Raw genomic sequence first — 24636 nt, forward strand, 5'->3', positions numbered from 1 at the left:
AACCCCACAGGGAGACTCCGCCATGACCAAGCCCGCCAGCCCCAGGGTCGACAACGGCATCGCCGCCAAGGACCGCAAGAAGCTCGCCGAGGGCCTCTCGGCCCTGCTCGCCGACTCCTACACGCTCTATCTCAAGACCCATGCCTTCCACTGGAACGTGACCGGGCCGATGTTCAACAGCCTGCACGCCATGTTCATGACGCAGTACAACGAGCTGTGGATGGCGCTGGACGAGATCGCGGAGCGCATCCGCGCCCTCGACCACTTCGCCCCCGGCTCCGGAGCGCAGTTCGCGAAGCTCGCGAGCGTGAAGGAAGAGAGCGGCGTGCCCGACTGGCGCGGCATGGTCGGGCAGCTGGTCGAGGGCCACGACACCTGCGCCCGCACCGCGCGCAGGGTGTTCAGGGTGGCGGAGGCGGCGAACGACCAGCCCACCTGCGATCTGCTCACCGTGCGGCTCAAGGCCCACGAGAAGACGGCATGGATGCTCAGGGCCCTGCTGGAGTGAGCGGCGGGCAGTCGAGGCGCAGGGGCAGGCCGCCCTGCGCGGCACGGCTGAGGTAGCGGTCGCGCAGGCTGGCGTAGCGGCCGCTTTCCACGAAGCCGGCCACGGCGGAGACGCTACGCCAGCCCGGCAAACACCGCCAGCCCTTCCAGCACCAGGCCCTCGCTCAACGCGACCTCGGCGCCCAGGCGCCGGCGCAGGGCGTCAGCGTGCCGGAGGGCATCGCCACCGCCCAGCAGCAGGCGCGGCGGGTGCCCGAGTTCGGCGCAGGCATCGTCCCAGGCCGCCATCACGAAGCCCAGTGCCTGCCGCCGCGCGCCGGCCGCTACCGCGTCGGCGGTATCGGTGGCCCAGGCCACGGAAGACTCGCCAAAGCCCCGCTGCAGGGCCGGGAAGCGCTCGACCAGGGCCGCGCGCTGGTGCTGCTCGGCAATGCCGATGAGGCCGCCGCGATGGCGGCCGCGGGCATCGAGCAGGTCGAGGGTGAGGGCGCTGCCGAAGCTGGCCACCAGCCAGTCGCCGCCCCGGCGGCGGGCGGCAAGCAAGCCGAGAAAGCGATCGACGCCGAGCCGCGCCGGATCGGCATAGGCGATGCGCACCCCGGCGCATTCGGCCCGGGTCTCGGCCCGCCGTGGAACGATGCCGAGGCTTTGCAGCACCGCCTCCACCCGCAGCCGCACCCCCGCCGGAGCCACGCTGGCGATGCAGGCCGGCGTCGCCGGGCGGGAGGCGAGCAGCCGCGCCAGCCGGGCCTCGAAGTCCGGCTCGCCATGGGCGAGCGCGCTCACCGGCCCGAGACCCGCCGCCTCGGCCCAGGCCAGCTTCAGCCGGGTGTTGCCGAGATCAAGCAGCCACACGCAGGCTCACCTCACCGGCATGGTGCACGCGCTCGCCCTCGGCATGCCGCACCCGCAGGCCGCCGTCGGCGGCGAGGCCCAGCACCTCGCCCTCCAGCACGGCCTCGCCGGCCAGCAGGCGCACGCGGCGGCCGGCCAGGGCATCGAAACGCGGCCACTGCGCATGGAAAGGGGCGAAGCCCTCGCGCTCGAAGCGGGCCAGGGCCGGCAGCAGGGCCTCCAGCACGGCGGCCAGCACCGCCGGCACCGCAGCCGGCACCCCGGCCGCGGCGAGATCGGTGCGCGGCAGGGCCTCGGGCGCCGCGCCGGCCGCCGCCCCCTCCCCTGCCGATCCGTCGGCATCGCCGAGACGCAGATTGAGGCCAACCCCCACCAGCGCCCCGCCCTCGCGGCCTTCCACCAAGAGGCCGCCGAGCTTGGCGCCTTCCAGCAACAGATCGTTCGGCCATTTCAGCCGCACCGCCGTGGCCCCCAGCGCATGCAGGCCCTCGGCCACGGCCAGGCCCGCCACCAGGGCCAGTGGCGGCAGGGCGCGCGGCGGCAGGGCGAAGCGCCGCGCCACGGTGAAGGCCAGCGCCCCGCCCGGCTCGGTATGCCAGGCGCGCCCCCGGCGGCCGCGGCCGGCGGTCTGGCGGTCGGCGAGGTAGACCGCGCAGCCACGCGCGGGCAGGGCCTCGGCGGCTGCCCAGTCCTGGGTCGAACCGACCTCGGCACGGTGGGCGAAAGCGGCCAGTTCCGCCCGCGCCGCCTCCGAAAGCAGAAGCGCGCTCTCAGACATCGGCAGGCGGCCGCCGCGCGAACAGGCGCACCCGCTCGAAGCGGTGCTCGGTGCCGGCCCGCAGGCGCTGCAGGTTGCCGCGATGGGTGAAAACGAGCAGACCGGCCACGAGAAGGGCGAAGCCGGGCCAGCCCGGCGCCCGGCCCTCCCACAGGGCCCAGAGCGGCAGGGCAAGACCGGCGAGCACGGTGGCAAGGCCGACATAGCCACTGGCCACCAGCACCCCCAGCCAGACCGCGAAGAGAGGCAGCAGGGCGGTGGGCCAGAGCAAGGCCAGTCCGCCCACCAGGGTGGCCGCGCCCTTGCCGCCGCGGAAGCCATGGAACAGCGGCCAGACATGGCCCAGCGCCGCCAGCAGCACCGCCGCCATCTGCGCCATTTCGCCACCGCCGACAAGGCGCACCAGGGCCACGGCCGCCACGCCCTTGCCGATGTCCACCAGCACGGTGCCGAGGGCGAAGGCCCAGCCCTGGGTGCGGAAGGCATTGGTGCCGCCGGCATTGCCGCTGCCCTGGGTGCGGATGTCGACGCCCCGGAAGCGGCCGATCACGAGGCTGCCGGAGATCGAACCCAGCAGGTAGGCGGCGGCCAGCGCCGAGAGCAGCAGGGGGTCGAGGCTCATGCCGCCTCCACCGGCTGCACGGCCACCACCAGCGCGCCGGGGCCGGCGTGCGCCCCCACCGCCGCGCCGGTCTCGACCAGCCAGGCCTGCGCCACGTCCAGCCGCGCCTGCAGGGCGGACAGCAGGGCGTCGCCCTCGGCGCGGGCATCGCCATGGCCCACGATCAGGCGCCAGCGCCGTCCGGGCGGCAGCCGCTTCGCCACGTAGCGGGCGAAGCGTTCCGGCAGGCGCTGCGTGCCGAACAGCGCGGCGCAGGGCTTGAGCCGGCCCGAGGGCAGCACCCGGGCGAGCGGCGTGGCGCGCAGCAGCCGGGCCACCGTGCCGGCCCAGGTCGGCACCCGGCCGCCGCGCACCGCATGACGGACATCGCGGGCCAGGGCGAAGGTGAGGGTCTGCGGCTTTAAGGCCTCGAGCCGGGCCAGCACCTCGGCGGCGCTGGCCCCGCGGGCGGCCGTCTCCGCCGCCGCCATCGCCAGCAGGGCCTGCCCGGCCGCAGCATTGGCGGTGTCGAAGACGTGGGTGCGTTCGGGAATCCCGCGCTGCGCGGCCGATTCCGCGGCCTGCAGGGTGCCGGAGACGGCGCGCGAGAGCCCCACGTAGACCACGTCGGCATGGTGCGAGAGCAGGAACTCGAAGCAGCGGCGGAAATCCCCCACCGGCGGCTGGCTGGTGCGCGGCAGCAAATGGTCCTCGCGCAGGCGCCGGTAGAACTCGGAAGGCGCCAGTCCCACGCGGTCGAGGTAGTCCTGCTCGCCGAAGTTCAGGCGCAGCGGGATGACGTGGATGTCGAGGGCATCGGCCATGCCCTCGGGGAGATCCGCCGAGCTGTCGGTGGCCACCACCACCCGCGCCGCGCCCTGCGTGGTGCGGGCCTGGGCCAGCATGTCGTCGGCCTTGGCGCCGTCCACCCGGCCGAAGGCGGCGAGCCGGGCGAACAGGCGCGCCGGCTCGGCCACGTGGGCATGCACCTTCACCCGGTGCGGCCCGCCCGCCACCACCACGCAGTCGGCCCCGAGGTCGGCCAGCGCCGCCTGCAGGCCGGTGCGGTCGAGGCCCGCGCCCGAGAGCAGGCACTCGGTACACCAGCGGTGCGCCGGATCCACCGCCTCGGGGTCGTTCGCATGCAGATCCACCGCCGCCAGCGCATCGGAAGCAGCCTCCTCGGGCGGCGTGCGCCGGGCGAGGAAGTCGTTGATGCCCTCGAGCAGGTCGACGAAGCCCTGCGCGCCGGCATCCACCACCCCGGCCTTGCGCAGCACCGGCAGCTGCTCCGGGGTGCGGCGCAGGGCTTCCCGCACCTGCGCCAGCGCCGCCTCGAACCACTGCCGCGGTTCGCGCGCCTCGCCGCCGCGGGCGGCCTGCGCCAGCGCCTCGCCGAAGGCATGGATCACGCTGAGCATGGTGCCCTCGCGCGGCTCGGCCATGGCCGCGCGCGCCGAGCGCGCCGCCGCCCGCGCGGCCTCGGCGAGGCCGTGCACATCCAGGCTGGCCCGCTGCCCCACGGCATCGGCAAGGCCACAGAAGTACTGGGCGAGGATGGCCCCGGAATTGCCGCGGGCCCCGTCGACGGCCTCATCTCCCACCCGCCGCAGCAGGGTGCCCACCCCGGCCGCCGGCCGCTGCAGGGCGCCGCTCAGCACCGTGCCCAGGGTGAGCGCGAGATTGTTCCCGGTATCGCCATCGGGCACCGGGAACACATTGATGTGGTTGAGCTGGTCGCGGCGGGCGATCACCCGCCGGGCACCGGCGATCAGGGCCTGGCGGAGGGCGGCCGCGCGGATCGGGCCGGGCGCGGAACCGGCGGCGAGAAGGCCGCCTTGGGGCGTGGCGATCAGGGTCATGCCCGGAGTCTGTCGGAAAGGCCCATGGCCGGGCATGCTGCGGGACAGCATGGGCCGCGGCAAGCCGGCCGCCTGCACCGCCTTCACGGGAGGCGTATGATGCTGCGACGGTTTTCCCGCGGCCGGCATCTTTTTGCCTGCCACTGCCCGAGGGGGTCCCATGCTGCGCTCCAGCCTGCTGCTGATGTTCGTGCTCGCCCTGCCCAGCGCCGGGACCGCATCGGTGCAGGACGAGGCCAGCCCGGCCGCGGCGGAGGCCAGCGCCTGCGAGTCCCCGGCCAGCAAGGACGCCGGCGCCACCGGCAGCAGCGACGTTGCCGGTCGCCGCGCCGACGCCCCCGCCGCCCGCCCCGCCTCGGCCAGCCATCCGGCCCCCAGCCGCCCCCTCCTGCCGCGCTGGAACCGCCTGCTGCCGGGCATGTTCCGCTAAAGCCCGCGGTGGCATGGCCCGGCCCTGGTGGCGCTTCTGGGGCGGCGATCCGCCGCCCGTCGATCCCGCCGCCTGGCAGGCCCTCGTCCGCCGTGCCCCGCTGATCGCCGGCCTCGAGCCGGCACGGTCGGAACGGCTCCGCAGGCTCACCGCGCGCTTCCTCGATGGCAAGGCCATCACCCCGGTGCAGGGCCTGGAACTCGACGGGGCCGACCGCCTCGCGCTCGCCGCCCATGCCTGCCTGCCGCTGCTGGAGGCCGGCACCGCCGCCCTGCGCGGCTGGTCGCAGGTCATCGTCCACCCGGGCGCCTTCCGGGTGGAGCACGGCCGCCACGGCACGCCCTGGGAGTTCGACGCCCTCGAGGTGGTGCACGAAGGAAGCGAGGACCGCGAGGGCGAGAGCTGGGAGCGCGGCCCCCTGGTGCTGAGCTGGGCCGACCTCGCCGCCGAGATCGCCGAACCCGAGCCGGGCTACCAGCTGGTGGTGCACGAGATGGCGCACAAGCTCGACGGCGTGGACGGGGTGATGGACGGCACCCCGCTGCTGCCGCGCGCCTGGCAGCGCGAGTGGGCCCGCGATTTCGGTGCCGCCTTCGAGGCCCTGAACGCCCTGCTCGATGCCGACCCCGAGGCCGAGACCCCGATCGATCCCTACGCCGCCGAAGCTCCCGAGGAATTCTTCGCGGTCTGCAGCGAGTACCACTTCACCGCGCCAGACCTGCTGCGCGAGGCCTTCCCCGCCGTGGCGGCGCACCTCGAGCGCTTCTACGGCCCCTCGCCGATGGCCCGCCGGTAGGCCGGCAGGATGTGCCGGGCGCTGAGCGGCGCCACCGGCACGCCGGGCGGGCCTTCGAGCGGCAACCAGCGCACTTCCTCGATCTCGGCCTGGGCGCGGGGCTCGCCCTCGAAGGCGCACTGGAAGGCCAGCGCCCGCACCCGCCGCCCTGGCTCGTTCACCGCCTCGGCTTCGAATTCGCCGAGCAGGCGCGCCGAACCCGGCACCATGGCCACGCCCAGTTCCTCGGCCAGTTCCCGCGCCAGCGTGGCCTCGGGCGCCTCGCCCGGCTCGCGCTTGCCGCCGGGCTGGATGAACACCCCCGAGCCGCGCTTGCGCACCAGCAGCGTGTGGCCCCGGCCATCCACCAGCACCGCGGCCACGGTGAGGATCGGCGGGCGCCGCGCCGCGCTCCCGGCACGGCCCGTCACCAGGAGGCGCAGGATGCGCGAGAACCCGGCAGGGCCGAAGTCATGGCCGTGCGCCCCCCGCCGCCGCTCGACCGCCCCCTTCAGGAACACGACGGCGAACAGCGCGACGATGCCCGCGGGCACCGCAAGCACCAGCAGCAACAGGTGGCCGCTCACCCGGAGCGCCTCATGCCCCCGATGTCATCCGGCGCCACTGCGAGAGCACGGCCTTCTGGTTCATTCCCCGCTCCCGGCCAGCGCCAGCAGGGCCGAGGCCACCGACTCCTCGAGATACCAGTCGTCGATGTCGGCATCCTCGATGCGCGCCCCGGCCGTCACCTCCACCTCCCGCGGCGGGCCGGTGCGGCAGGTCCCATCGGCCTCCCCGCCGACGCGCTGCCGGGCATTGCATACGGAGTAGCTGGTGTGCGCCCCCACCAGCAGCGGGTCGGGCCGCTCCTCGGGGATGGCGAACACCGTGTAGGTGCCGGGGGCGACGCGAAGCGAGTAGCGCTCCTGCCCGGCCGCGATGGGCACGCGCCGCGGGACCGGATCGTTGCGCTCGAGCAGCACCAGGGTCATCGCCGGCACTCCTTCGCCAGGGAATTCGATGCGCCCGCCGATCTCGCCCTCGTCTCCGGCAGCGCAGGCAGTGCAGGACAGGAAGGCGGCGAGCGCCGCGCCACGCGGGATGACGGGGTGGGCCATCGGGAGCGTCCTCGATCCGGGGGGAAGAGACGGCCGGACGCTACACCGCCGCCCTGCCCGCGTCCAGCTAGACCTGCGGCGGGAAGCGCGCCACGAAACGTGCTCCGCCCAGCTCCGGCGAGCGTTCCACCGAGAGCGCGCCCTGGTAGGCAGCGACGATGTCGAGCACGATCGACAGACCGATGCCATGGCCCTGCACCCGTTCGTCGCCGCGCACCCCGCGCTGCAGCACCCGCTCGACCTGGTCCTCGGGGATGCCCGGACCGTCGTCGTCCACTGCCAGCACCAGGCCGCTACGCTTGCCGGCGGGCGCCGGCAGCACCGAGACCTGCAGCACCACCCGCGACTTCGCCCACTTGAAGGCATTCTCGAGCAGGTTGCCGAGCAGTTCCTGCAGGTCGCCGAGTTCGCCGTGGAAGCGCGCCGCGGGATCGATCTCGAACTCGCAGAGCACGCCCTTGGCGGCATAGATCTTCTCCAGGCCCTGCACGATCTCCTCGGCCGGTCCCTCGATCTTCAGCGGCGCGGCGAACAGCACATGCCCGGAGCGCGCCGCGCGCGAGAGCTGGTAGCCGACGATGTCGTTCATGCGCTGCACCTGGGTACGGACCTCGGCACGCAGCTCGGCGGGCGAGGCGCCGGCGTCGAGCAGGCTCTGCAGCACGGCGAGCGGCGTCTTGAGCGAATGCGCAAGATCGCCCAGGGTGCGCCGTACCTGCTCGAGGTTGCGGCGTTCGGAATCGATCAGGGCGTTGATGCTGTCGGTGAGCGGCTGCAGCTCGCGCGGATGCTCGTCGGTGAGACGCGCCACGCTGCCCTGCTGCACGTCGGCCAGCGCCTTCTCGACGCCGAGCAGCGGACGCAGGCTCCAGCGCAGGGCCAGCGCCTGCACCAGGGCCAGCACCACCGCGGCGGCGCCCAGCCAGCCCCAGAGCGTGCGGCGGTACACCGCCACCTGCTTGCCCACATAGGCCGCATCCTCGTAGAGCGCCAGCGTGAGCTCGATGTCGCCGCGCCCGGTCTCCCAGATGGTAGTGAGCGAATAGCGGTACACCGCAAGCCCGCGGCCACTGGCCTCGGTGGCCGGCAGCGGCCCCTCGAAGCGGCCCACTCCCGGGCTGCCCGGCACCGGCGGCGGCAGGATGCGCCCGAGCGAGGAGGCCGATTCCCAGCGCAGGCCCTCGCCCACCATGCCGGCATACAGGCCACTGCCCGGGCGGTCGAAGCGCGGATCGGGCGGCACCTGCGGCATCACGATGGCGCCGGAGCGCAGCACCTCGGCGCCATTGAGGTAGGCCTTGGCGAAGTTCTCCAGGCGCTCGCGCTGGCTGGTGAGCGCCGCCTCGGCGAAGGCGCGGTCGAGGGCGTAGCCGGTGAGGCCCAAGAAGGCCACGAGCGCCAGGCCCGCAGCCAGCATCTGGCGCGCCTGCAGCGAGAGGCGGCGGCGCACCACGCCCATGGCGGCTTACTCGTTGCGCGGGATGGCGAAGCGGTAGCCGCGGCCGCGCACGGTCTCGATGGGCTTCAGGGTGCCCTCGGGGTCGAGCTTCTTGCGCAGGCGGCCGATGAACACCTCGAGCACATTGGAATCGCGGTCGAAATCCTGCTGGTAGATGTGCTCGGTGAGGTCGGCCTTGGAGACCAGCTCGCCGGCATGCAGCATCAGGTATTCGAGCACCTTGTACTCGTAGCTCGTCAGATCGACCGGGGTGTCGGCCACCGAGACGGTCTGCGCCGAGAGATCGAGCTTCACCGGGCCGCACTCCAGCGAGGGCTTGCTCCAGCCGGCGGCGCGACGCAGCAGGGCATTGATGCGCGCCAGCAGCTCCTCGACGTGGAAGGGCTTGACGAGGTAGTCGTCGGCCCCGGACTTCAGCCCCTCCACCTTGTCCTGCCAGGAGGAGCGGGCGGTGAGGATCAGGATCGGGAACTTCTTGCCCTCGGCGCGCAGGGCACGCACGAGATCCATGCCCGACATGCGCGGCAGGCCAAGATCGACGATGGCGATGTCGAAGGGCACTTCGCGGCCGTTGTAGAGGCCTTCCTCGCCGTCGGCGGCGGCATCGACCGCGAAGCCCTCGCGCTTCAGGCGGGCGGCCAGGGTCTCCCGCAGGGGGGCTTCATCTTCGACCAGCAGGATGCGCATGGAGTCTCCTTCTCGATGCCGGCCCGCGGCCGGCCTCAGTAACGGTCGCCGCGTTCGGCGGGCGGCAGGGTTTCCGGCACCGCGAGCTCGGCCGGGTGGCTCACCGGGGCCGGCTCCGGCCGCAGGCTGCGAGGCTCGCGGAAGCGTTCCTCACGCTGCGAGCGAATGTCGTCGAAGGCCGCGCGACCGGCCTCGCCGCGCGACTCGCGCCAGGCTTCGCGGCGGCGCTCATGGGGGTCGTCGCGCATGATGCGCACGCGGCCATCCGGGGTGAGCACCTTGAGCCGGTAGACCTCGCGGCCATCGCGCTGCATCGATTCGGCGCGCAGCACCTCGCCCCCGGTCTGGCGCTCGGCGCGCAGCACCGATTCCGGCAGTTCCGAGCGCTCGCGGCGCTCCGGGCGGGGCCCCGGGTCGCGCTGCTGCGCGAAGCCCTCGCCCGCGAGGCAGGCGACGGCGGCGGCGAAGGCGAGGGGGCGGAGCATCGGCATGGGCGGAGGATAGCGGGCGTGGCGCGGGGCTGGCCAGCGATGGACGAAGTCTGGTTCCGCGGGGGTGAATTCCCTCTTAACCCGGGCCGGGGGCGTAGCGCTGCCATTCAGCGGCACGGACGGTTCCCGCGAGGTGCGGTGCGGCCGGCGATTTCAGCAGGCGAGCCTGCCTGCCGCGTGCGGCATTTCGCTCTTCCCTCGGTCGGGGCGACCCGGCCCGCTGCAGCGCAGCGGGCGTTCGTCGCAGGCTGCGGGCAGTGCCCGCAGAGCGCCTGCGCCTCACCCTGCCCCGACTCGGGCGCTCGCCATCCTTGGGCTCGCTTGCCGCGAAACGCCACCCGCGGCGTCGCGGCTCGCCTCAGCCATGCCGGAGCGCCGCGCCCGCGGGGAGTGCGCCCCCGTGAGCGAGGCACGACGCCGAGCGTCCGCGAATACGGCGCTGGATGCAGAGTTTGAGCGGCACGGGGGCGCAATCACCGCGAAGGCAGGCGCTCCACGGCTGAAGCAAGACTCGCGAGAGAAAGATGCCGCAGGTGGCAGACGAACCGGCTAGAACCACTCCCCCACGCAGCAGCGCAGCGAGCCGCCGGCCTTCTCGATCTCCGGCAGCGGCACGGCATGCAGGGTGAAGCCGGCACGGGCGAAGGCCTCGCGCTCGGCAGGGCCAAGCGCCGCCTCGGCCCGGGCGCTGAGGAAGGCGGCATCGGCGGATACGGCGATGCCATTGCCAGCATAGGCCAGGCGCGCCTCGGTGCCGAGCGCGAGGGCGTGCGGGGCATAGAACCGGAGGATGGCCCGGGCCAGCGCCGGGTCGGCGAAGCCATCGGGGCAGGCCACGGCGAGGCGGCCGGCATAGACCTGCAGCAGCACATTGGTGTGGTACTCGCCCGCGGCGAGCTCGAACACCAGGGTGGCATCGAGGCCGAAGGCGTCGTGCATGGCGGCGGCCCCGGCCTCGTCGCAGCGCTCGGACAGGCCGCAGTAGCCCACGTTGCGGGCGCGGTCGATCACCAGCGAGCCGGTGAGCTCGCAGATGCCGGGCTGGCGGGAAAGATCGAGGCAGGCATAGCCGGCGGCGCGGGCGAAGAAGGCGCGGATGTCGGCGCGCCCGGCTTCGCGGCGGCGCACCGCATGGCGCATATGCCCCACCACGAGGCGGCCAGGCGCGGTGGCGAACACATTGTTCGGGAACACCGCATCGGGGGTGGCGGGGTCGCCGGGGAAGGTGATCACCGGGACATGCGCCGACAGGGCGCGGGCGAGCGCCCGGTGCTCGGCCAAGGCCCGCTCTGCGTCGATGCCCTGCCCCAGCGCCATGTAGCGGTTGTCCTGCGCCGATTCCTCGGCCAGCCGCAGGCCCTCCGGGGCCACCAGGAACACCGCCTTGGGCAGCGCCCGCGCCGGTTCGGGCGGGCGGGTGGCGGCGAAGGCGAAGAAGGCCTCGGGGTCGCGGGTGATCACGCCGCCTCCGGGCTTGCCTCGGTGGCGGCCAGTGCCCGCTCCAGCAGGGCAATGCCGGCGCCGGGCTTCGCCGCCCCCTCGCTCAGGATCTGGCGGAAGGCGCGGCCGCCTGGGCGGGCATGGAACAGACCGAGCACATGCCGGCTGAGATGCTTCAGCGCCACGCCGGCGGCGAGCTGGCGCTCGACGTAGGGGAACCAGGCCCGCAGCAGGGCGGCGCGCGGTCGTCGGGGCTCGCCGTCGAAGGCCACGGCGTACTCGTGCAGGCGGTAGGGCTCGTGGTAGGCGGCGCGGCCGATCATCACCCCGTCGACCCGGGCGAGCTGGGCGCGCAGGTCGTCGGTCTCGCGCAGGCCGCCGTTGAGGCTCACCACGAGATCGGGGCGCTCGCGCTTGAGGCGGTACACCCAGTCGTAGCGCAGGGGCGGGATCTCGCGGTTCTCCTTCGGCGAGAGCCCCTGCAGCCAGGCCTTGCGGGCATGCACGATGAAGCGCCGGCAGCCGGTGGCGGCCACGGTGTCGACGAAGGCGAGGAAGACCTCGTAGTCCTCCTGCTCGTCCACGCCGAGACGGCATTTCACCGTGACCGGCACGGAGACGGCGGCCTGCATGGCGGCGATGCACTCGGCCACCAGGGTCGGCTCGCGCATCAGGCAGGCACCGAAGCGTCCGGCCTGCACGCGGTCGGAGGGGCAGCCGACATTGAGATTGATCTCGTCATAGCCCCATCCGGCGCCGATGCGGCTGGCTTCGGCAAGCAGGGCAGGATCGCTGCCGCCGAGCTGCAGGGCGACCGGATGCTCGGCGGGATCGAAGCCGAGCAGGCGCTCGCGGTCGCCATGGATCACCGCCTGCGCATGCACCATCTCGGTGTAGAGCAGGGCCTTCGGCGCCAGCACGCGGTGGAAGGCCCGGCAGTGGCGGTCGGTCCAGTCCATCATCGGCGCCACCGACAGGCGCGAGCCGCCGAGCGGCGGATGCAGGTCGGACGGCGCCATCGCGCTGGGAATCAGTCGGCCCAGCGGGTGGGCTTGCCGCCCTGCGGCAGCACCAGGGCGGTGAGCCGGGCATCCCGGGACAGCAGGTGGATCGCATCCGAAAGCACGAAGGCGCTCTCGCGCAGCAGCGGGTCGATCAGGTTCTCCGCCGCCTTCTCCTCCTCCACCTGCTGCGCCACGTCACGCTCGTCGGCCTGCAGGCCGTCGTCGGCGCGGGTGGGCGGCAGACCATTGAGGCCAAGCCGCTTGCGCTCGGCTTCCCGGTGCAGGCGCCTGGCCTCGGCGCGCTCGCGCTCGGCGCGGCGCTCGGCCTCGTTGAGCGAGATGGTGCCGCGCTCGCGCTCGGCGCGGAACTGCGCCACGTCTTCCTTCCACCACTGGATCTCGACGTCCTTGGCGATGCGCGCCTCATGGCGCTGCGCGAGCGGCAGCAGCAGGGGGGCGAAGTTGCCGTAGCTGCGGTGCTCGGCCGGGGCGATCCGGGTGGCCGGCAGGGCGTTCTCGTAGGTGCTCTCGCCGAACTCGTCGGCGTCCAGGGTGACCGGGAAGGCGATGTCGGGCACCACGCCGTTGAACTGGGTAGTCCCGCCGCTGATGCGGAAGAACTGCGCCACGGTGAGCTTCAGCTGGCCGAAGCGCGGCTGGCGGCTGTTCTGGAAGCGGTCGAGGTCGATCAGGTTCTGCACCGTGCCCTTGCCGAAGGTGGTCTCGCCGAGCACGAGGCCGCGTCCGTAGTCCTGGATGGCGGCGGCGAAGATCTCGGAGGCCGAGGCCGAGCTGCGGTCCACCAGCACGGCGAGCGGGCCATCCCAGGCCACGCCCGGACGGTCGTCGGCCTCCACGCTCACCCGGCCGCCGGCCTCGCGCACCTGCACCACCGGGCCGGTATCGATGAACAGGCCGGTGAGTTCCACCGCCTCGGTGAGCGAGCCACCGCCGTTGCCGCGCAGGTCGACCACCACGCCGTCGACCTTCTCCGCCTTCAGTTCGGCAAGCAGGCGGGCAACGTCGGTGGTGGCGGAGCGGGCGTCGGGATCGCCGCGGCGCTTGGCCTCGAAATCGGCGTAGAAGGTGGGCAGGCGGATCACGCCGATGCGGCGGCCATCGGCCTCGATGAGCTGGCGGCGTGCCGCCTGCTCCTCGAGCTTCACCCGCTCGCGCACCAGCTCCACCAGCACGTGCTCGCCGTCGAGGCCATGGGCGGCAGGGATGATGTCGAGCCGCACCCGGGTGCCCTTGGGGCCACGCACCAGCTGCACCACGTCGTCGATGCGCCAGCCCATCACGTCCACCATCGGGCCATCGCCCTGGCCCACGGCGACGATCCGGTCGCCGACGCTGATGCGCCCCGACTTCGCCGCCGGGCCGCCGGGCACGAGGGTGCGCACCACCACGTAGTCGTCCTGCGTCTGCAGCACCGCGCCGATGCCCTCCAGCGAGAGCCGCATCGACATGTTGAAGTTCTCGGCGCTGCGCGGCCCCATGTAGCTGGTGTGCGGGTCGAGCGAGGTGGTGTAGGCGTTGAGGAAGGTCTCGAAGGCATCCTCGGGCTTGAGCTTGGCCACCCGGGTGCCGAGCTGGGCGTAGCGGCGGTCGAGGGTGCGACGGATCTCTTCGGGCGAACGGCCGGCCAGCTTCAGCCGCAGCCAGTCGTTCTTCACGTACTTCGCCCAGAGCGCGTCGAGCTCGATGCTGGAGCGCGCCCAGGGGGCGTCCTCGCGCTTGTAGTGCCAGACCTCGTCGGTATCGAAGTCGAACTCGCCCTTCAGCCGCTCGCGGGCGAAGGCCACCCGCTCGGCCACGCGCTGCATGTACAGGGCATAGATGTCGAAGGCCGGCTGCATGGCATTGCCGCGCACCGCCTCGTCGAAACGCGGGGCTACCGCCTTGAAGCGGTCGATGTCCTCCTGCAGGAAGAACAGCTTCTGCCGGTCCAGGCTCTCGAGGTAGCGGCGGAACACCACGGCGCCGAGCTTGGCGTCCAGGGGCCGCGGGGCGTAGACGTAGCGGCTGTCGGAGAGCACGCCATGCACCATGCGGGCGGCACCGATCTGGTCGGCCGTGGGGGCGAAGGCGGCGGCCGGCGCGGCGGCGCTGCGGGGAGCGGCCGGGGCAGCCGCCGGCGCGGCGGCGGGCACGGCACTGGTACCGGCGAGCGCCAGCGGCAGCAGGGCGGCGAGGAGAAGGGGCAGCGGCTTTGGCATGGCGGCGGGATTCTTCTTCAGGACCTCAACGGGCTCCGGCCCGGGCGAGGAGGCCCGCCTCGGCCGCCGAACGGTCGGCGTGGTAGGACGAGCGCACCATCGGCCCTGCGGCCACGTGGCTGAAGCCAAGACCGTAGCCGAAGGCCTCGAGTTCCCGGAACTCGTCCGGCGTCCAGTACTTCATCACCGGATGGTGGTGCGGCGTGGGCTGCAGGTACTGGCCGATGGTGACCATGTCAACGTCATGGGCGCGCAGGTGGCGCAGGCACTCCTGCACCTGTTCCATGGTCTCGCCCAGGCCCAGCATGATGCCGCTCTTGGTGGGTACCTCGGGGTGCTGGGCCTTGAAGCGCCGCAACAGCTTGAGCGACCAGTCGTAATCGGCGCCCGGCCGCACATTGGGATAGAGCGGCTTTACCGTCTCGAGATTGTGGTTGAACACATCCGGCGGGGCGGTGGCGAGGATCTCCAGGGCCCGGTCCATCCGGCCCTTGCCGCGGAAATCCGGGGTCAGGATCTCGATCCTGAGGTCCGGCGAGAGCGCGCGCGCCTCGCGGATGCAGTCGACGAAGTGCTGGGCGCCGCCGTCGCGCAGGTCGTCGCGGTCCACCGAGGTGATGACCACGTACTTGAGACCCATGTCGGCGATGGTGCGGGCCAGCTTCAGCGGCTCCGAGGGGTCGGGCGGCCTGGGCCGGCCGTGGGCCACGTCGCAGAAGCTGCAGCGCCGGGTGCAGACCTCGCCGAGGATCATGAAGGTGGCGGTGCCGTGGCTGAAGCACTCGTGGATGTTCGGGCAGCTCGCCTCCTCGCAGACGGTGACGAGCGCGTTCTCGCGGAGCTTCGATTTCAGCTGCTGCACGGCATTCCCGGAAGGGATGCGCACGCGGATCCACGAGGGCTTGCGCAGCTTCGGCGCCTCGCCGAACTGCACCGGGCTCCGGCCGATCTTGTCGCCGCCGAGCTGTTTTCTGCCGGCCTCGGGCAGGTCGGGCGCGAGCACGGTGAGGGGAATGGTCTTGCTGGGGCTGGTCATGGCAGTCGGGGGCCGGCGTCAGAGGCCGGGGATGGCGCCATCCTGCCATGCCGGGCGCAGCCCGAGATGTGAGGAAAGGCGGGGGACGAGCAGTTCGGCCACGGTGCGCAGCCCGGCCGGGCCGCCGTGCGCGGCCAGCATGGTGACCGGCTGGCCGGCATAGCCGCAGGGATTGATGCGCTGGAAGGGCTCGAGGTCCATGTCCACGTTGAAGGCCAGGCCATGGAAGCTGCAGCCCCGGCGGACCCGCAGGCCGAGGGCGGCGATCTTGGCGCCGTCGGCGGTGTAGACCCCGGGCGCGCCCTCGCGGCGCACGGTGGCGATGCCGGCGGCGGCGCAGGTATCGATCACCGCCTGCTCGATCCGCTCCACCAGGGCCTTCACGCCGATGCCGAGGCGGCGCAGGTCGAGCAGGGGGTAGGCCACCAGCTGGCCCGGGCCGTGGTAGGTCACCTGCCCGCCGCGGTCCACCGGCAGCACCGGGATGTCGCCGGGGGCCAGCACGTGTTCTGGCCTGCCGGCCTGACCGAGGGTGAAGACCGGCTCGTGCTCGACCAGCCAGAGCTCGTCGCCGGTCTCCGGGCCACGGCCATCGGTGAAGGCCTGCATGGCCCGCCACACCGGCACATAGGGCCGGCGCCCGAGCCAGCGCACCGCGCAGGGCCTCAGAGCGTCCACTTCACCTCGGGCAGGGCGCGCAGCGCCGCATGGGCCAATTCGTACTCGGCGCGGCTTCCGGCATCGAAGGCATAGGTGATCGACACCCAGTTGCCCCTGGCGGACGGGCGGCTGCGATGGCGGTCGCGGTGCACCACGAGGCCGGCGGCCTCGAGCGCCGCCGGCACCCGGGTCTCGAGCCCGGCGCCCGCCGCTCCCATGGCGCAGATCTCGAAGGTGCCGGGGAACTGCAGGCCGTGCTCGGGATTGTCGGACTTGATCGACACGTGCGGACTCCGCTTACTCGGCGTTCCACCAGAGACGGAATTCGTCGTAGAGGCGGCCGAAGAAGCCAGCCTCGGCCACCGCCTGCCGGGCGACGAGCGGCGCCTCGGCCACGGTCTGGCCGTCGAGCTGCACGCGCACGGTACCGATCGTCTGCCCCTCGCTGATCGGGGCGATGATCTGCTTTGGCACGTCGATCACCGGCTTGAGATCGCCGTAGCGGCCGCGCGGCAGGGTGACGAGCAGCGGCGCGGCCACGCCGAGGGCCACGCTGTCGGTCTCGCCCTTGTACAGCGGCTGGGTGGCGAGCGGCGTGGCGGGATCGAACAGGGCATGGGTCTCGTAGAAGCGGAAGCCCCAGTTCAGCAGCGCGAGGTTGTCGCCCTCGCGGATGCGGAAGGCATCGGCGCGGTTGCTGGTCTCCACGCCCAGCACCACCGAGATCAGGCGCATGTCGCCGCGCTTGGCCGAGGCCGCGAGGTTGTAGCCGGCGCGACTGGTATGGCCGGTCTTGATGCCGTCCACGCTCGGATCCTTCCACAGCAGCCCATTGCGGTTGTGCTGGGTGATGCCGTTCCAGGTGAACTCCTTGATGGAGTGCAGGGCATAGGCCTCGGGGAAGTCGCGGATCAGGGCGCGGGCGAGGATCGCCATGTCGCGGGCAGTGATCACCTGGCCTTCGGCATCGAGGCCATGGGCGTTGACGAAATGGCTGTTCGTCATGCCGAGCTGCTTCGCGTAGCGGTTCATCAGGTCGGCGAAGGCCTCCTGGGAGCCGGCCACGTGCTCGGCCAGCGCGATCGAGGCGTCGTTGCCGCTCTGCACCACCATGCCCGTCATCACCTTCTCGAAGGGCGCGCGGGTGTTGACGTCGAAGCCGGAGTAGCTGCCGGCCGTGCCCGCCCCGCCCTCGCGCCAGGCGCGCTCGGAGATCAGCACCATGTCGTCGCGCTTGATGCGCCCGGCCGCCAGTTCGGCGGCCACCACGTAGGAGGTCATGACCTTGGTGAGCGAGGCCGGGGCGCGCGGAGTGTCGATCTCGTGTCCGGCGAGGATCTGCCCGCTGGTGGCATCCATCAGGATCCAGGCCGCGCCCTGCGAGGCCGGTGCCGGTGGAATGGCCGCGGGCGCGGTCGCCGGCGCCGGCGCGGCCGGCCGGGGAACCGGCTGCGGCACGGGCTGCGGCGCAGGGGCCTGCGCCGAGAGCGGCGCGGTGAGAAGGGCGGCGAGGAGCGCGGGCAGCACGATCGGGGCGAGGCGGGGCATGGGGCGGTCAGGACTCCGGAGCGGGGCCGAGGAATGAGGGCGGAAACGTGAAGGGAAAGCTTAGGGCGGCCCGGCTTAACGGCGGGTTCAGGCCCGGGCGCCGGCCTCAACGCGGCGCCGGCAGCAGGCCGGGCGTGCCAAGACCGAGGGCAGCGATGCGCTCGGCCAGGGCCTGCGCCGCCTCCAGCGGCTGGGGCGGGAAGCGCACCCGCCACAGGCTGCGTTCGCCGACGATGGCGTGGTCGAGCTGGGCCCCGGGCAGGCCGGCCTCGGCGAGCCGCCCGACGAGCCGCTCGGCATTCAGCCGGTCGCCGAAGCTGCCCACCTGCACCACCTGCGGCCCCGCCACCGGAGACGCCGGCCGGCCGGGCGGCGGGACCGCCGCGGGCGGGGGCGGCGCCGAGGCCGAGACCGAGACCGAGGCCGAGGCCGGGGGCGTGCGCTGGGCGGGCGGCGGGAGCGGTGCCGGCGGGGCAGGCGCAGGCGGTGCCGGCGGCCGCTCGGCAACCAGGCTGTCGTCCGGCCCCATCAGGGCCCGCACCTCCACCCGCGCGGTGCCATTGCGCTTCATGTCGAGCCGGGCCGCCGCCGCGTAGCTAAGATCGATGATCCGCCCTTCGTGGAAAGGGCCGCGGTCGTTCACCCGCACCACCACGCTGCGGCCGTTCTCGAGGTTGGTGACGCGCACATAGCTCGGCAGCGGCAGGGTCTTGTGCGCCGCGGTGAAGGCGCACATGTCGTAGCGCTCGCGGCTGGAGGTATGGCGGCCGTGGAACTTGTAGCCATACCAGCTGGCGATGCCGCGCTCGACATAGCCCTCCGCCGAAGCCATCACCCGGTAGGTGCGGCCGAGCACGGTGTAGGTCTCGCGGTTGCCGTAGGCCGCGCGCGGCTCGCGGCGCGGCACCGGCTCGGGCAGGTGGGAGACATCGACCGGCACCGGCGGCGCACTGTCGGGCACGCCCGGGGCATAGAGCCCGCCCGGGGTGTAGAGCGATTCGTCGTGCTCGCGCGGCGGCACGCAGCTGGGCGGGGCCGGCAGGGGGTCGATCCGGGTCGGGCCGGCCTCACGCAGGGCCCGGGCCCGGCTGCCCGGCTCGCCGGCATACGGGTCGGGACGCGGCGTCTTGCCCCCGGGCGCCGAGGCGCAGCCGGCCAGCAGCAGGAGGGCGAGCAGCGCCGTTGCGAGCCGCATCAGCGGCCGCCCGCCGGCACCCCGGCCGGCATCGCCCCCGCCGTGGCCGCGGGCGCCGCCTCGCCGGCGGCGATCGCCTCGGCCAGCTGGTGCACCGCCAGCGCGTACATCGGCGAGCGGTTGTAGCGGGTGATCACGTAGAAATTGCGGAAGCCAAGCCAGGTCTCCTGGCCCTGCTCGCCCTCGAGGCTCACCACCGTGGCCGGGCGGTCTTCGCCCAGGGCCTCCAGCGGCCGGATGCCGAGGTTGCCGAGCTCCGCCAGCGAATAGCGCGGCTCGAGGTCGGGCGGGGCGAAGCCGGCATCGGCGGCCACCAGGGCGCGCGCCACCACCGGGGCCCCGGGCTCCCAGCCATGGGCCACGAAGTAGTTGGCCACCGAGGCGAAGACATCGGGCAGGGAGTTGAACAGGTCGCGCCGGCCGTCGCCGTCGCCGTCCTTCGCGTAAGCGCGGTAGCTCGAGGGCATGAACTGCCCCCAGCCCATGGCACCGGCGTAGCTGCCGGTACGCGAGGGGATGTCGATACCCTCCTCGCGCGCCAGCAGCAGCGACTGCGCGAGCTCGTCGCGGAAGAAGGCGGCACGGCGTGCCTCACGCTCCGGGTCGCCGAGCGAGGGATAGTGGAAGCCCAGGGTATAGAGCGCATCCAGCACGCGGTGGCTGCCGGTGATGCGGCCGTACGAGGTCTCGACGCCAAGGATGGCGACGATGTACTGCTTGGGTACGCCGGTGGCGTCCTCCACCCGCTGCAGCGCCTCCCGATGCTCGGCGAGGAAACGGCGGCCGCCGGCGATGCGCGCCTCGGTGAGGAAGATCGGCCGGTACTCGCGCCAGGGCTTCACCCGTTCGGCCGGGCGCGACATCAGGTCGACGATCCCCTGCCGGTAGCTCGCCTTCCCCAGCCATTCGCGGATCTCGACCTCGGAGAGCCCGTACTTGGCGCCGGCCTCGGCGATGAAGGCCGCCTCGACGGCGGGATCGGGGGCCTTGGCGGCGGCCGGAAGGGCAAGGGCCGCGAGCAGGGCGGAAAGCAGCGGAGCGAAGCGCATCGGGATCGGATCTGGACCTCGCGCGGGGCGGCCGCGCACGGCCGGAATGTAGCACGCGGGCGCGGAAAGGCCGTCAGCGCGGGGGCGCAGCGATTCTCCCCGGAGCGCCTGCCTTCGCGGTGACTGCGCCCCCGTGCCGCTCAAACTCTGCGTCCAGCGCCGTATTCGCGGACGCTCGGCATCCTGCCTCGCTCACGGGGGCGCACTCCCCGCGGGCGCGGCGCTCCGGCATGGCTGCGGCGAAGCCATGCGTTTCCTGACCCCGCCGCGAGGAACCCTCAGCGCCGCGCCCGTGCGGATGGCGGTCAGTGGGGAGATGCCTAGGATGGCCTGCGTCGCCGAATATGGAGCCGGACGCGGAATCTGAGGCGCCCGCGACCGCCGTCCGCACGAGGCCGGCGCTCCAGAGAGGGTCTGCTCGCAGCAGGCAGGCAGGCTCGCCTGTGACAACCGACGCCGCACGCGGCAGGCGCCGCCAATGGAAACCCGCGCCGACTACCCGCCCCAGCTACGCCGGTAGCTGCCCGCCGCCATCACGATGCCGAACCCGGCCAGCAGGCTCACCGCCGAAGTGCCGCCATAGCTCAGCAGCGGCATGGGCACGCCCACCACCGGCAGGAAGCCGGCCACCATGCCCGCGTTCACCACCACGTAGACCGAGAAGGCCAGGGCCAGGGCCCCGGCCAGCAGGCGGGCATAGGTGTCGCGGGCCTGGGTCGCCAGCCAGAGCGAACGCAGCACCACGAAGAGGTAGAGCGAGAAGAGCACTGCCACGCCAAGCCAGCCGAACTCCTCGGCAAAGACCGAGAAGGCGAAGTCGGTGGTGTGCTCGGGCAGGAAATTGAGCTGCGACTGGGTGCCCTGCCCCCAGCCCTTGCCGGCAAGGCCACCGGAGCCGATGGCGATCTTCGACTGGATGATGTTCCAGCCCGCGCCCAAAGGGTCGGTCTCCGGGTCGAGGAAGACCAGGATGCGGTCGCGCTGGTAGGGCATCAGGAACTGCCAGGCGATCGGCAGGGCGGCGAGCCCGAGGCCGGCGAACAGGCCGATGCGCCACCAGGCGATGCCGGCGAGGAACACGGCGAAGGCCCCGGAGGCCGCCACCAGCACGCCAGTGCCGAGGTCGGGCTGCAGCACGGTGAGGGCGAAAGGCAGGCCGATGATGGCCGCGCACACCGCGAGGCTGCCCCAGCGCGGCGGCAGCACGGCCTGGTGCAGGAACCAGGCCACCATCATCGGCACGCTCAGCTTGAGCAGCTCGCCCGGCTGCAGGTGGAACAGCTTCAGGTCGAGCCAGAGATTGGCGCTGCGCCCGGTGCCGAAGAGGAAGACGAGGCCGAGCAGGCCAAGGCTGGCGAGATAGGCGAGCGGCGTCCATTCGCGCAGGCTGGCCGGCGAGACCCGCGAGAGCAGCACCAGGGCCACGAGGCCGAGGGCGAAGCGGACGCCGTGCTTGAGCGCCGCCGCAGGATCGCCCCAGGCGCTGGCCTGCACCACGAGGGCGATGGCCATGATGCCGAGGAGGCCGAGCAGCAGCGGCAGGTCGATCTTGTCGAGCCAGCGCCAGGCGAAGGCCCGGAGCCAGTGGAAGAGCAGGTTCATGGTCCGGCCTCCGGCACCGCCGGGGAGGGCTCCAGCGCCCCTGAAAGCCGCATCCAGGCATCGAAGATGCGCCGCGCCACCGGGGCGGCGGCGGCCGAGCCCGAGCCACCGTGCTCGACGACCAGGGCGAGCGCGATGGTCGGCTGCTCGGCCGGGGCATAGCCGATGAACAGGGCCTGGTGGCGCAGGTGGTAGGGCAGCTTGTTGGGATCGAGGCGCTCGGTGCCCTGGCGGCTCACCCGCTGCGCGGTGCCGGTCTTGCCGGCCATGCGGTAAGGGGCCCCGGCAGCGGCCCGCGCGGCGGTGCCGGTGGGGCCGTGCATGGTGGCCACGAGCCCGTCCTTCACCGCCTCGACGTGCCGCGCCTGGGTTGCCACCGGCACCGGCGGCGGCTGCGGTTCCGGCAGCCGGGGCGCGCCGAAGCCGGCCTGCGAGGCGCGCAGCAGGTGCGGGCGCCGCAGCCGCCCGCCATCGGCCAGCATCGCCGTGGCCTGGGCGAGCTGCAGCGGCGTGACCACCCAGTAGCCCTGGCCGATGCCGGCGATCACCGTCTCGCCGGGGAACCAGGGCTGCTTGAAGCGCGCCTGCTTCCAGGCCCGCGAAGGCAGGATGCCCGCCGCCTCGCCAGCAAGATCGATGCCGGTGGGCCGGCCAAAGCCCATGCGCGCGAAATCCTCGCTGATGCGGTCGATGCCGAGCTTCACCGCAAGGTCGAAGTAGTAGGTGTTCACCGACTGCGCCAGCGACTCGCGCAGGTTCACCGTACCGTGGCCACCGGGCCGCCAGTCGCGGTATTCGCGGTCCTGCCCCGGCAGGCGGTAGGCGCCGCTGGAGAACACCGTGCTCTGCGGAGTGATCAGGCCATGCTCCAGCCCGGCCAGCGCCATGAAGGGCTTGAGGGTGGAGCCGGGCGGGAAGCCGCCCAGCACATTGCGGTTGAACAGCGGCCGGGCCACGTCCTCGTTGAGCCGCCTGTAATCGGCGAAGGAGATGCCGCCCACGAACAGGTTGGGGTCGTAGCTCGGCAGGCTGACCATGGCGAGGATCTCGCCACTGCCCGGATCGATCGCCACCGCGGCCCCGTGCTGCCCCTGGAAGGCCTCCACCATGGCCTGCTGCAGGCGGATGTCGATGCCGAGATGGAGATCCTGGCCCGGCTTGGCATCGTGCCGGCGCAGTACCCGCAGCGGCCGGTTCTCGGCATTGGTCTCCACTTCCTGGTAGCCCACGTCGCCGCGCAGCCGGGCCTCGTAGTAACGCTCGATCCCGGTCTTGCCGATGTGCGGCAGGGCGGCGAAGCGGCCCTCGCCGCGCTGCTCCATGGCGGCGAGGTCGTCGGCATCGATCCGTCCCACATAGCCGACGATGTGGGCGGCAAGCTCGCCGAAGGGATAGCGGCGGGTGAGATAGGGCACCACCTCGACACCCGGAAAGCGGTGGCGGTCCACCGCGAGGCGGGCGATCTCTTCCTCGGAGAGCCGGTATTTCAGGGTGACCGGCTTGAAGCGGCGGCTGCCCTTGCGCGCCTGCTCGAAGCGCCGGATCTCCTCCTCGGAGAGCGCCACGCGCTGGCGCAGGGCCTCGAGCAGGGCCGCCATGTCGGACACCCGCTCCGGCACCACGTCGAGGCGGTAGGCCGGGGCGTTGTCGGCCAGCAGCACGCCGTTGCGGTCATAGACCAGCCCGCGCGCCGGCACGATCGGCTCCAGCCGGATACGGTTCTTTTCCGAACGGGTGGCGAAGCTCTCGTACTGCACGATCTGCAGGTGGGCATAACCGGCCGCCAGGGCCAGCAGGGCGAGCAGCACGCCGAATGCCGCCCACAGTGCCCGCCTGCGGAACTGCTCGGCCTCGGCGGCCGGCGCGCGCACCGGACGGCGGCCGAAACGCCTCATCGCGGCAGGGTCCGCTCGCGGTGGCGCAGCCTGAGCGCATCGAGCAGCAGGAACCACCAGGGCCAGGTGAGCATCGCCACCAGCGGCGAGAGCAGCAGCAAGGGCGAAGGCAGCCCTGCCCCGGCGACCAGGCGCACCAGGGCCATCAGGGCGAGATCGTTGAGCAGCAGCAGGCCCACCGCGGCCGACTGCTGCCAGAGCGGGAAGAAGCGCAGCTGGGCGCGGAAGCGCTGCACCAGGAACACCAGCACGGCCATGCGCAGGGCCTGCTCGCCGAGCAGGGTGCCGCCCAGCACGTCGGCCAGCAGGCCGGCACCCCAGGCGAGCGCCATGGCGCCACGCCCCGGGGCTTCCAGGCTCCAGTAGACCAGGGCGAGGGCGAGCAGGTGCGGGCGCAGCAGGTCGAGCGGCCAGGGCAGGGCCAGCACCAGGAAGACGAGGCCGAGGGCCAGGCTGCCAAGGCGCAGCCAGAGCGGAGGCGCGCGGTTCATCGCGATGGCTCCGCGGTGGCGGCCGGCGGCGGCGGCGTGGCCGGCGCCTCGGGGACCGGCGGCCCGACGGTGGGATCGATCTCGCCGCGCATCACCAGCAGCACTTCCTGCCCGCGGTCGAGGCGGGCCGCCGGCGTGGCCTCGGCGACGAGGAAGAGACGGGTGTCATCGGGCCCCACCGCGCGCACCGTGCCCACGGCGAACCCGGCCGGGAAGCGCCCGCCGATGCCCGAGGTGACCAGCAGGTCGCCCACCCGGACATCCGCCGACTGCGGGATGTTCGGCACCCGCAGCGTGTCGCTGCGGCCGGTGCCCACCGCCACCAGGCGCAGCCCGGTGCGCACCACCTGCACCGGCACCGAGTGGCTGGCATCGGTGAGCAGCAGGGCGGTGGCGCCGTGCTCGGAGACCTCCACCACCTGCCCGAGCATGCCGCCGGCATCGATCACCGCCTGGCCTTCCTCCACGCCCTCGGCCCGGCCGCGGTCGAGGCGGATGCGCTGCCGCCACGGGTCGAGGTCGACATCGAGGATGCCGGCCATCTGCACCGCCAGCTGGAAGTCGCCCTTGGCCCCGAGCAGGTCGCGCAGGCGCTGGTTCTCGCGCGAGACCGCCTCCAGCCGCGCCAGCTGGGCATCGCGCAGCTGCAGCTCGCGGCGCAGCAGCCGCGTCTCCTCGGCCAGGGCCTGCTGCCGCGCCAGGGTGGTGTCGGCCCAGCGCCAGAGACTTCCCGGAAGGGCGGCCAGCCGCCAGACCGGCTCCACCGCCAGCGAAAGGGCAGCACGCACCCGCGGCGACAGCTCGCCGCGGTGGTCGACCACCATCAGCACCGCCGAGAGCGCGATGGAGGCCAGCAGCGGCAGGGTGCCCGCGGCCGCGTCGGCGAGTTTCGGCGGGGGCGAACCGGACTGGATCACGCAGGAACGGGGCTTCC

The 24636-nt window shown here is 73.0% G+C and carries 26 protein-coding genes; 3 read left to right on the forward strand and 23 right to left on the reverse strand.

Annotation, left to right across the window (positions count from 1 at the left end):
- The first annotated feature begins 22 nt into the window (after positions 1–22).
- On the forward strand, positions 23–508 hold the full coding sequence (locus G408_RS0106265) for a Dps family protein (RefSeq protein WP_028770412.1): 486 nt from the start codon (positions 23–25) through the stop codon (positions 506–508).
- Here G408_RS0106265 and G408_RS15670 read toward each other — a convergent pair.
- From G408_RS15670 to G408_RS0106290, 5 genes are read right to left on the reverse strand one after another with little or no spacing between them, the layout of a single operon-like run.
- Complete coding sequence (locus G408_RS15670) at positions 489–611, reverse strand: hypothetical protein (RefSeq protein WP_281168685.1); 123 nt, start codon at positions 609–611, stop codon at positions 489–491. The genes G408_RS0106265 and G408_RS15670 overlap by 20 nt on opposite strands.
- 10 nt (positions 612–621) lie before the next feature.
- On the reverse strand, positions 622–1362 hold the full coding sequence (locus tag G408_RS0106275; RefSeq protein WP_028770413.1) for a type III pantothenate kinase: 741 nt from the start codon (positions 1360–1362) through the stop codon (positions 622–624).
- On the reverse strand, positions 1349–2140 hold the full coding sequence (locus G408_RS13440) for a biotin--[acetyl-CoA-carboxylase] ligase (RefSeq protein ID WP_051282681.1): 792 nt from the start codon (positions 2138–2140) through the stop codon (positions 1349–1351). Before G408_RS13440 ends, G408_RS0106275 begins: the two co-directional genes overlap by 14 nt.
- Positions 2133–2762: a glycerol-3-phosphate 1-O-acyltransferase PlsY gene (gene plsY, locus G408_RS0106285; protein ID WP_037412582.1), complete on the reverse strand. Its 630-nt coding sequence runs from the start codon at positions 2760–2762 to the stop codon at positions 2133–2135. The genes G408_RS13440 and plsY overlap by 8 nt, the downstream gene beginning before the upstream one ends.
- Positions 2759–4603, reverse strand: coding sequence for a DegV family protein (locus G408_RS0106290; protein ID WP_028770415.1), 1845 nt, complete (start codon positions 4601–4603; stop codon positions 2759–2761). Before G408_RS0106290 ends, plsY begins: the two co-directional genes overlap by 4 nt.
- Before the next feature lie 160 nt (positions 4604–4763).
- On the opposite strand from G408_RS0106290, the gene G408_RS15475 reads away from it, so the two are divergent.
- Together G408_RS15475 and G408_RS13445 are read left to right on the forward strand one after the other, a co-directional pair.
- On the forward strand, positions 4764–5033 hold the full coding sequence (locus G408_RS15475; RefSeq protein ID WP_156890072.1) for a hypothetical protein: 270 nt from the start codon (positions 4764–4766) through the stop codon (positions 5031–5033).
- A 13-nt stretch (positions 5034–5046) separates the two neighbouring features.
- A complete protein-coding gene (locus tag G408_RS13445; protein ID WP_156890073.1) occupies positions 5047–5829 on the forward strand; it encodes a M90 family metallopeptidase in 783 nt (260 codons plus the stop codon).
- Here G408_RS13445 and G408_RS0106300 read toward each other — a convergent pair.
- The 18 genes from G408_RS0106300 to mreC all read right to left on the reverse strand — a co-directional run bounded on the left by G408_RS0106300 (position 5799) and on the right by mreC (position 24619).
- Positions 5799–6191 carry an NUDIX hydrolase gene (locus tag G408_RS0106300; RefSeq protein ID WP_084628114.1) on the reverse strand — a complete coding sequence of 131 codons (393 nt, stop codon included), beginning with the start codon at positions 6189–6191 and terminating at the stop codon, positions 5799–5801. The genes G408_RS13445 and G408_RS0106300 overlap by 31 nt on opposite strands.
- A gap of 264 nt (positions 6192–6455) precedes the next feature.
- Positions 6456–6926 (reverse strand): hypothetical protein, encoded by a 471-nt coding sequence (locus G408_RS0106305; protein WP_028770417.1) that lies wholly within the window; start codon positions 6924–6926, stop codon positions 6456–6458.
- 67 nt (positions 6927–6993) lie between these two features.
- Positions 6994–8385: an ATP-binding protein gene (locus G408_RS0106310; RefSeq protein ID WP_028770418.1), complete on the reverse strand. Its 1392-nt coding sequence runs from the start codon at positions 8383–8385 to the stop codon at positions 6994–6996.
- 6 nt (positions 8386–8391) lie between these two features.
- Complete coding sequence (locus G408_RS0106315; protein ID WP_028770419.1) at positions 8392–9072, reverse strand: response regulator transcription factor; 681 nt, start codon at positions 9070–9072, stop codon at positions 8392–8394.
- A 35-nt stretch (positions 9073–9107) separates the two neighbouring features.
- On the reverse strand, positions 9108–9563 hold the full coding sequence (locus G408_RS13450; protein WP_037412585.1) for a PepSY domain-containing protein: 456 nt from the start codon (positions 9561–9563) through the stop codon (positions 9108–9110).
- 549 nt (positions 9564–10112) lie between these two features.
- A complete protein-coding gene (locus G408_RS0106325) occupies positions 10113–11024 on the reverse strand; it encodes an arginine deiminase-related protein (protein ID WP_028770420.1) in 912 nt (303 codons plus the stop codon).
- A complete protein-coding gene (gene dusA, locus G408_RS0106330) occupies positions 11021–12022 on the reverse strand; it encodes a tRNA dihydrouridine(20/20a) synthase DusA (RefSeq protein ID WP_051282682.1) in 1002 nt (333 codons plus the stop codon). The genes G408_RS0106325 and dusA overlap by 4 nt, the downstream gene beginning before the upstream one ends.
- A gap of 11 nt (positions 12023–12033) precedes the next feature.
- Positions 12034–14226, reverse strand: coding sequence for a carboxy terminal-processing peptidase (locus tag G408_RS0106335; RefSeq protein ID WP_084628099.1), 2193 nt, complete (start codon positions 14224–14226; stop codon positions 12034–12036).
- 25 nt (positions 14227–14251) lie between these two features.
- Positions 14252–15262, reverse strand: a complete 1011-nt coding sequence (lipA, locus tag G408_RS0106340; RefSeq protein ID WP_028770423.1) for a lipoyl synthase — start codon at positions 15260–15262, stop codon at positions 14252–14254.
- A gap of 18 nt (positions 15263–15280) precedes the next feature.
- Positions 15281–15979, reverse strand: coding sequence for a lipoyl(octanoyl) transferase LipB (lipB, locus tag G408_RS0106345; RefSeq protein ID WP_028770424.1), 699 nt, complete (start codon positions 15977–15979; stop codon positions 15281–15283).
- Positions 15928–16206, reverse strand: coding sequence for a DUF493 family protein (locus tag G408_RS0106350; protein ID WP_028770425.1), 279 nt, complete (start codon positions 16204–16206; stop codon positions 15928–15930). The genes lipB and G408_RS0106350 overlap by 52 nt, the downstream gene beginning before the upstream one ends.
- Positions 16207–16219: 13 nt before the next feature.
- Complete coding sequence (locus tag G408_RS0106355) at positions 16220–17470, reverse strand: serine hydrolase (RefSeq protein ID WP_037412587.1); 1251 nt, start codon at positions 17468–17470, stop codon at positions 16220–16222.
- 106 nt (positions 17471–17576) lie between these two features.
- Positions 17577–18665, reverse strand: a complete 1089-nt coding sequence (locus tag G408_RS15675; protein ID WP_028770427.1) for a septal ring lytic transglycosylase RlpA family protein — start codon at positions 18663–18665, stop codon at positions 17577–17579.
- On the reverse strand, positions 18665–19714 hold the full coding sequence (mltB, locus tag G408_RS13455; RefSeq protein ID WP_051282683.1) for a lytic murein transglycosylase B: 1050 nt from the start codon (positions 19712–19714) through the stop codon (positions 18665–18667). The genes G408_RS15675 and mltB overlap by 1 nt, the downstream gene beginning before the upstream one ends.
- Before the next feature lie 495 nt (positions 19715–20209).
- Positions 20210–21316, reverse strand: a complete 1107-nt coding sequence (gene rodA / locus G408_RS0106370) for a rod shape-determining protein RodA (RefSeq protein WP_028770428.1) — start codon at positions 21314–21316, stop codon at positions 20210–20212.
- The gene (mrdA, locus tag G408_RS13460; protein WP_051282684.1) at positions 21313–23211 is read right to left on the reverse strand and encodes a penicillin-binding protein 2; all 1899 of its coding nucleotides are present in this window, start codon (positions 23209–23211) and stop codon (positions 21313–21315) included. The genes rodA and mrdA overlap by 4 nt, the downstream gene beginning before the upstream one ends.
- A complete protein-coding gene (gene mreD, locus G408_RS0106380) occupies positions 23208–23702 on the reverse strand; it encodes a rod shape-determining protein MreD (protein ID WP_028770429.1) in 495 nt (164 codons plus the stop codon). Before mreD ends, mrdA begins: the two co-directional genes overlap by 4 nt.
- On the reverse strand, positions 23699–24619 hold the full coding sequence (gene mreC / locus G408_RS13465) for a rod shape-determining protein MreC (protein ID WP_051282685.1): 921 nt from the start codon (positions 24617–24619) through the stop codon (positions 23699–23701). The genes mreD and mreC overlap by 4 nt, the downstream gene beginning before the upstream one ends.
- Positions 24620–24636 lie beyond the last annotated feature (17 nt).

Source organism: Silanimonas lenta DSM 16282, from assembly GCF_000429065.1.
In the GTDB taxonomy this organism is placed as follows: domain Bacteria; phylum Pseudomonadota; class Gammaproteobacteria; order Xanthomonadales; family Xanthomonadaceae; genus Silanimonas; species Silanimonas lenta.

What these genes read in the sequence shown, in the direction of transcription:
- G408_RS0106265 (WP_028770412.1), top strand. Translation starts at nt 23, where the DNA reads ATGACCAAGCCCGCCAGCCCCAGGGTCGACAACGGCATCGCCGCCAAG.
- G408_RS13440 (WP_051282681.1), bottom strand. Translation starts at nt 2,140, where the DNA reads ATGTCTGAGAGCGCGCTTCTGCTTTCGGAGGCGGCGCGGGCGGAACTG.
- plsY (WP_037412582.1), bottom strand. Translation starts at nt 2,762, where the DNA reads ATGAGCCTCGACCCCCTGCTGCTCTCGGCGCTGGCCGCCGCCTACCTG.
- G408_RS0106290 (WP_028770415.1), bottom strand. Translation starts at nt 4,603, where the DNA reads ATGACCCTGATCGCCACGCCCCAAGGCGGCCTTCTCGCCGCCGGTTCC.
- G408_RS15475 (WP_156890072.1), top strand. Translation starts at nt 4,764, where the DNA reads ATGCTGCGCTCCAGCCTGCTGCTGATGTTCGTGCTCGCCCTGCCCAGC.
- G408_RS13445 (WP_156890073.1), top strand. Translation starts at nt 5,047, where the DNA reads ATGGCCCGGCCCTGGTGGCGCTTCTGGGGCGGCGATCCGCCGCCCGTC.
- G408_RS0106305 (WP_028770417.1), bottom strand. Translation starts at nt 6,926, where the DNA reads ATGGCCCACCCCGTCATCCCGCGTGGCGCGGCGCTCGCCGCCTTCCTG.
- G408_RS0106310 (WP_028770418.1), bottom strand. Translation starts at nt 8,385, where the DNA reads ATGGGCGTGGTGCGCCGCCGCCTCTCGCTGCAGGCGCGCCAGATGCTG.
- G408_RS0106315 (WP_028770419.1), bottom strand. Translation starts at nt 9,072, where the DNA reads ATGCGCATCCTGCTGGTCGAAGATGAAGCCCCCCTGCGGGAGACCCTG.
- G408_RS13450 (WP_037412585.1), bottom strand. Translation starts at nt 9,563, where the DNA reads ATGCCGATGCTCCGCCCCCTCGCCTTCGCCGCCGCCGTCGCCTGCCTC.
- dusA (WP_051282682.1), bottom strand. Translation starts at nt 12,022, where the DNA reads ATGGCGCCGTCCGACCTGCATCCGCCGCTCGGCGGCTCGCGCCTGTCG.
- G408_RS0106335 (WP_084628099.1), bottom strand. Translation starts at nt 14,226, where the DNA reads ATGCCAAAGCCGCTGCCCCTTCTCCTCGCCGCCCTGCTGCCGCTGGCG.
- lipA (WP_028770423.1), bottom strand. Translation starts at nt 15,262, where the DNA reads ATGACCAGCCCCAGCAAGACCATTCCCCTCACCGTGCTCGCGCCCGAC.
- G408_RS0106355 (WP_037412587.1), bottom strand. Translation starts at nt 17,470, where the DNA reads ATGCCCCGCCTCGCCCCGATCGTGCTGCCCGCGCTCCTCGCCGCCCTT.
- G408_RS15675 (WP_028770427.1), bottom strand. Translation starts at nt 18,665, where the DNA reads ATGCGGCTCGCAACGGCGCTGCTCGCCCTCCTGCTGCTGGCCGGCTGC.
- mltB (WP_051282683.1), bottom strand. Translation starts at nt 19,714, where the DNA reads ATGCGCTTCGCTCCGCTGCTTTCCGCCCTGCTCGCGGCCCTTGCCCTT.
- rodA (WP_028770428.1), bottom strand. Translation starts at nt 21,316, where the DNA reads ATGAACCTGCTCTTCCACTGGCTCCGGGCCTTCGCCTGGCGCTGGCTC.
- mrdA (WP_051282684.1), bottom strand. Translation starts at nt 23,211, where the DNA reads ATGAGGCGTTTCGGCCGCCGTCCGGTGCGCGCGCCGGCCGCCGAGGCC.
- mreD (WP_028770429.1), bottom strand. Translation starts at nt 23,702, where the DNA reads ATGAACCGCGCGCCTCCGCTCTGGCTGCGCCTTGGCAGCCTGGCCCTC.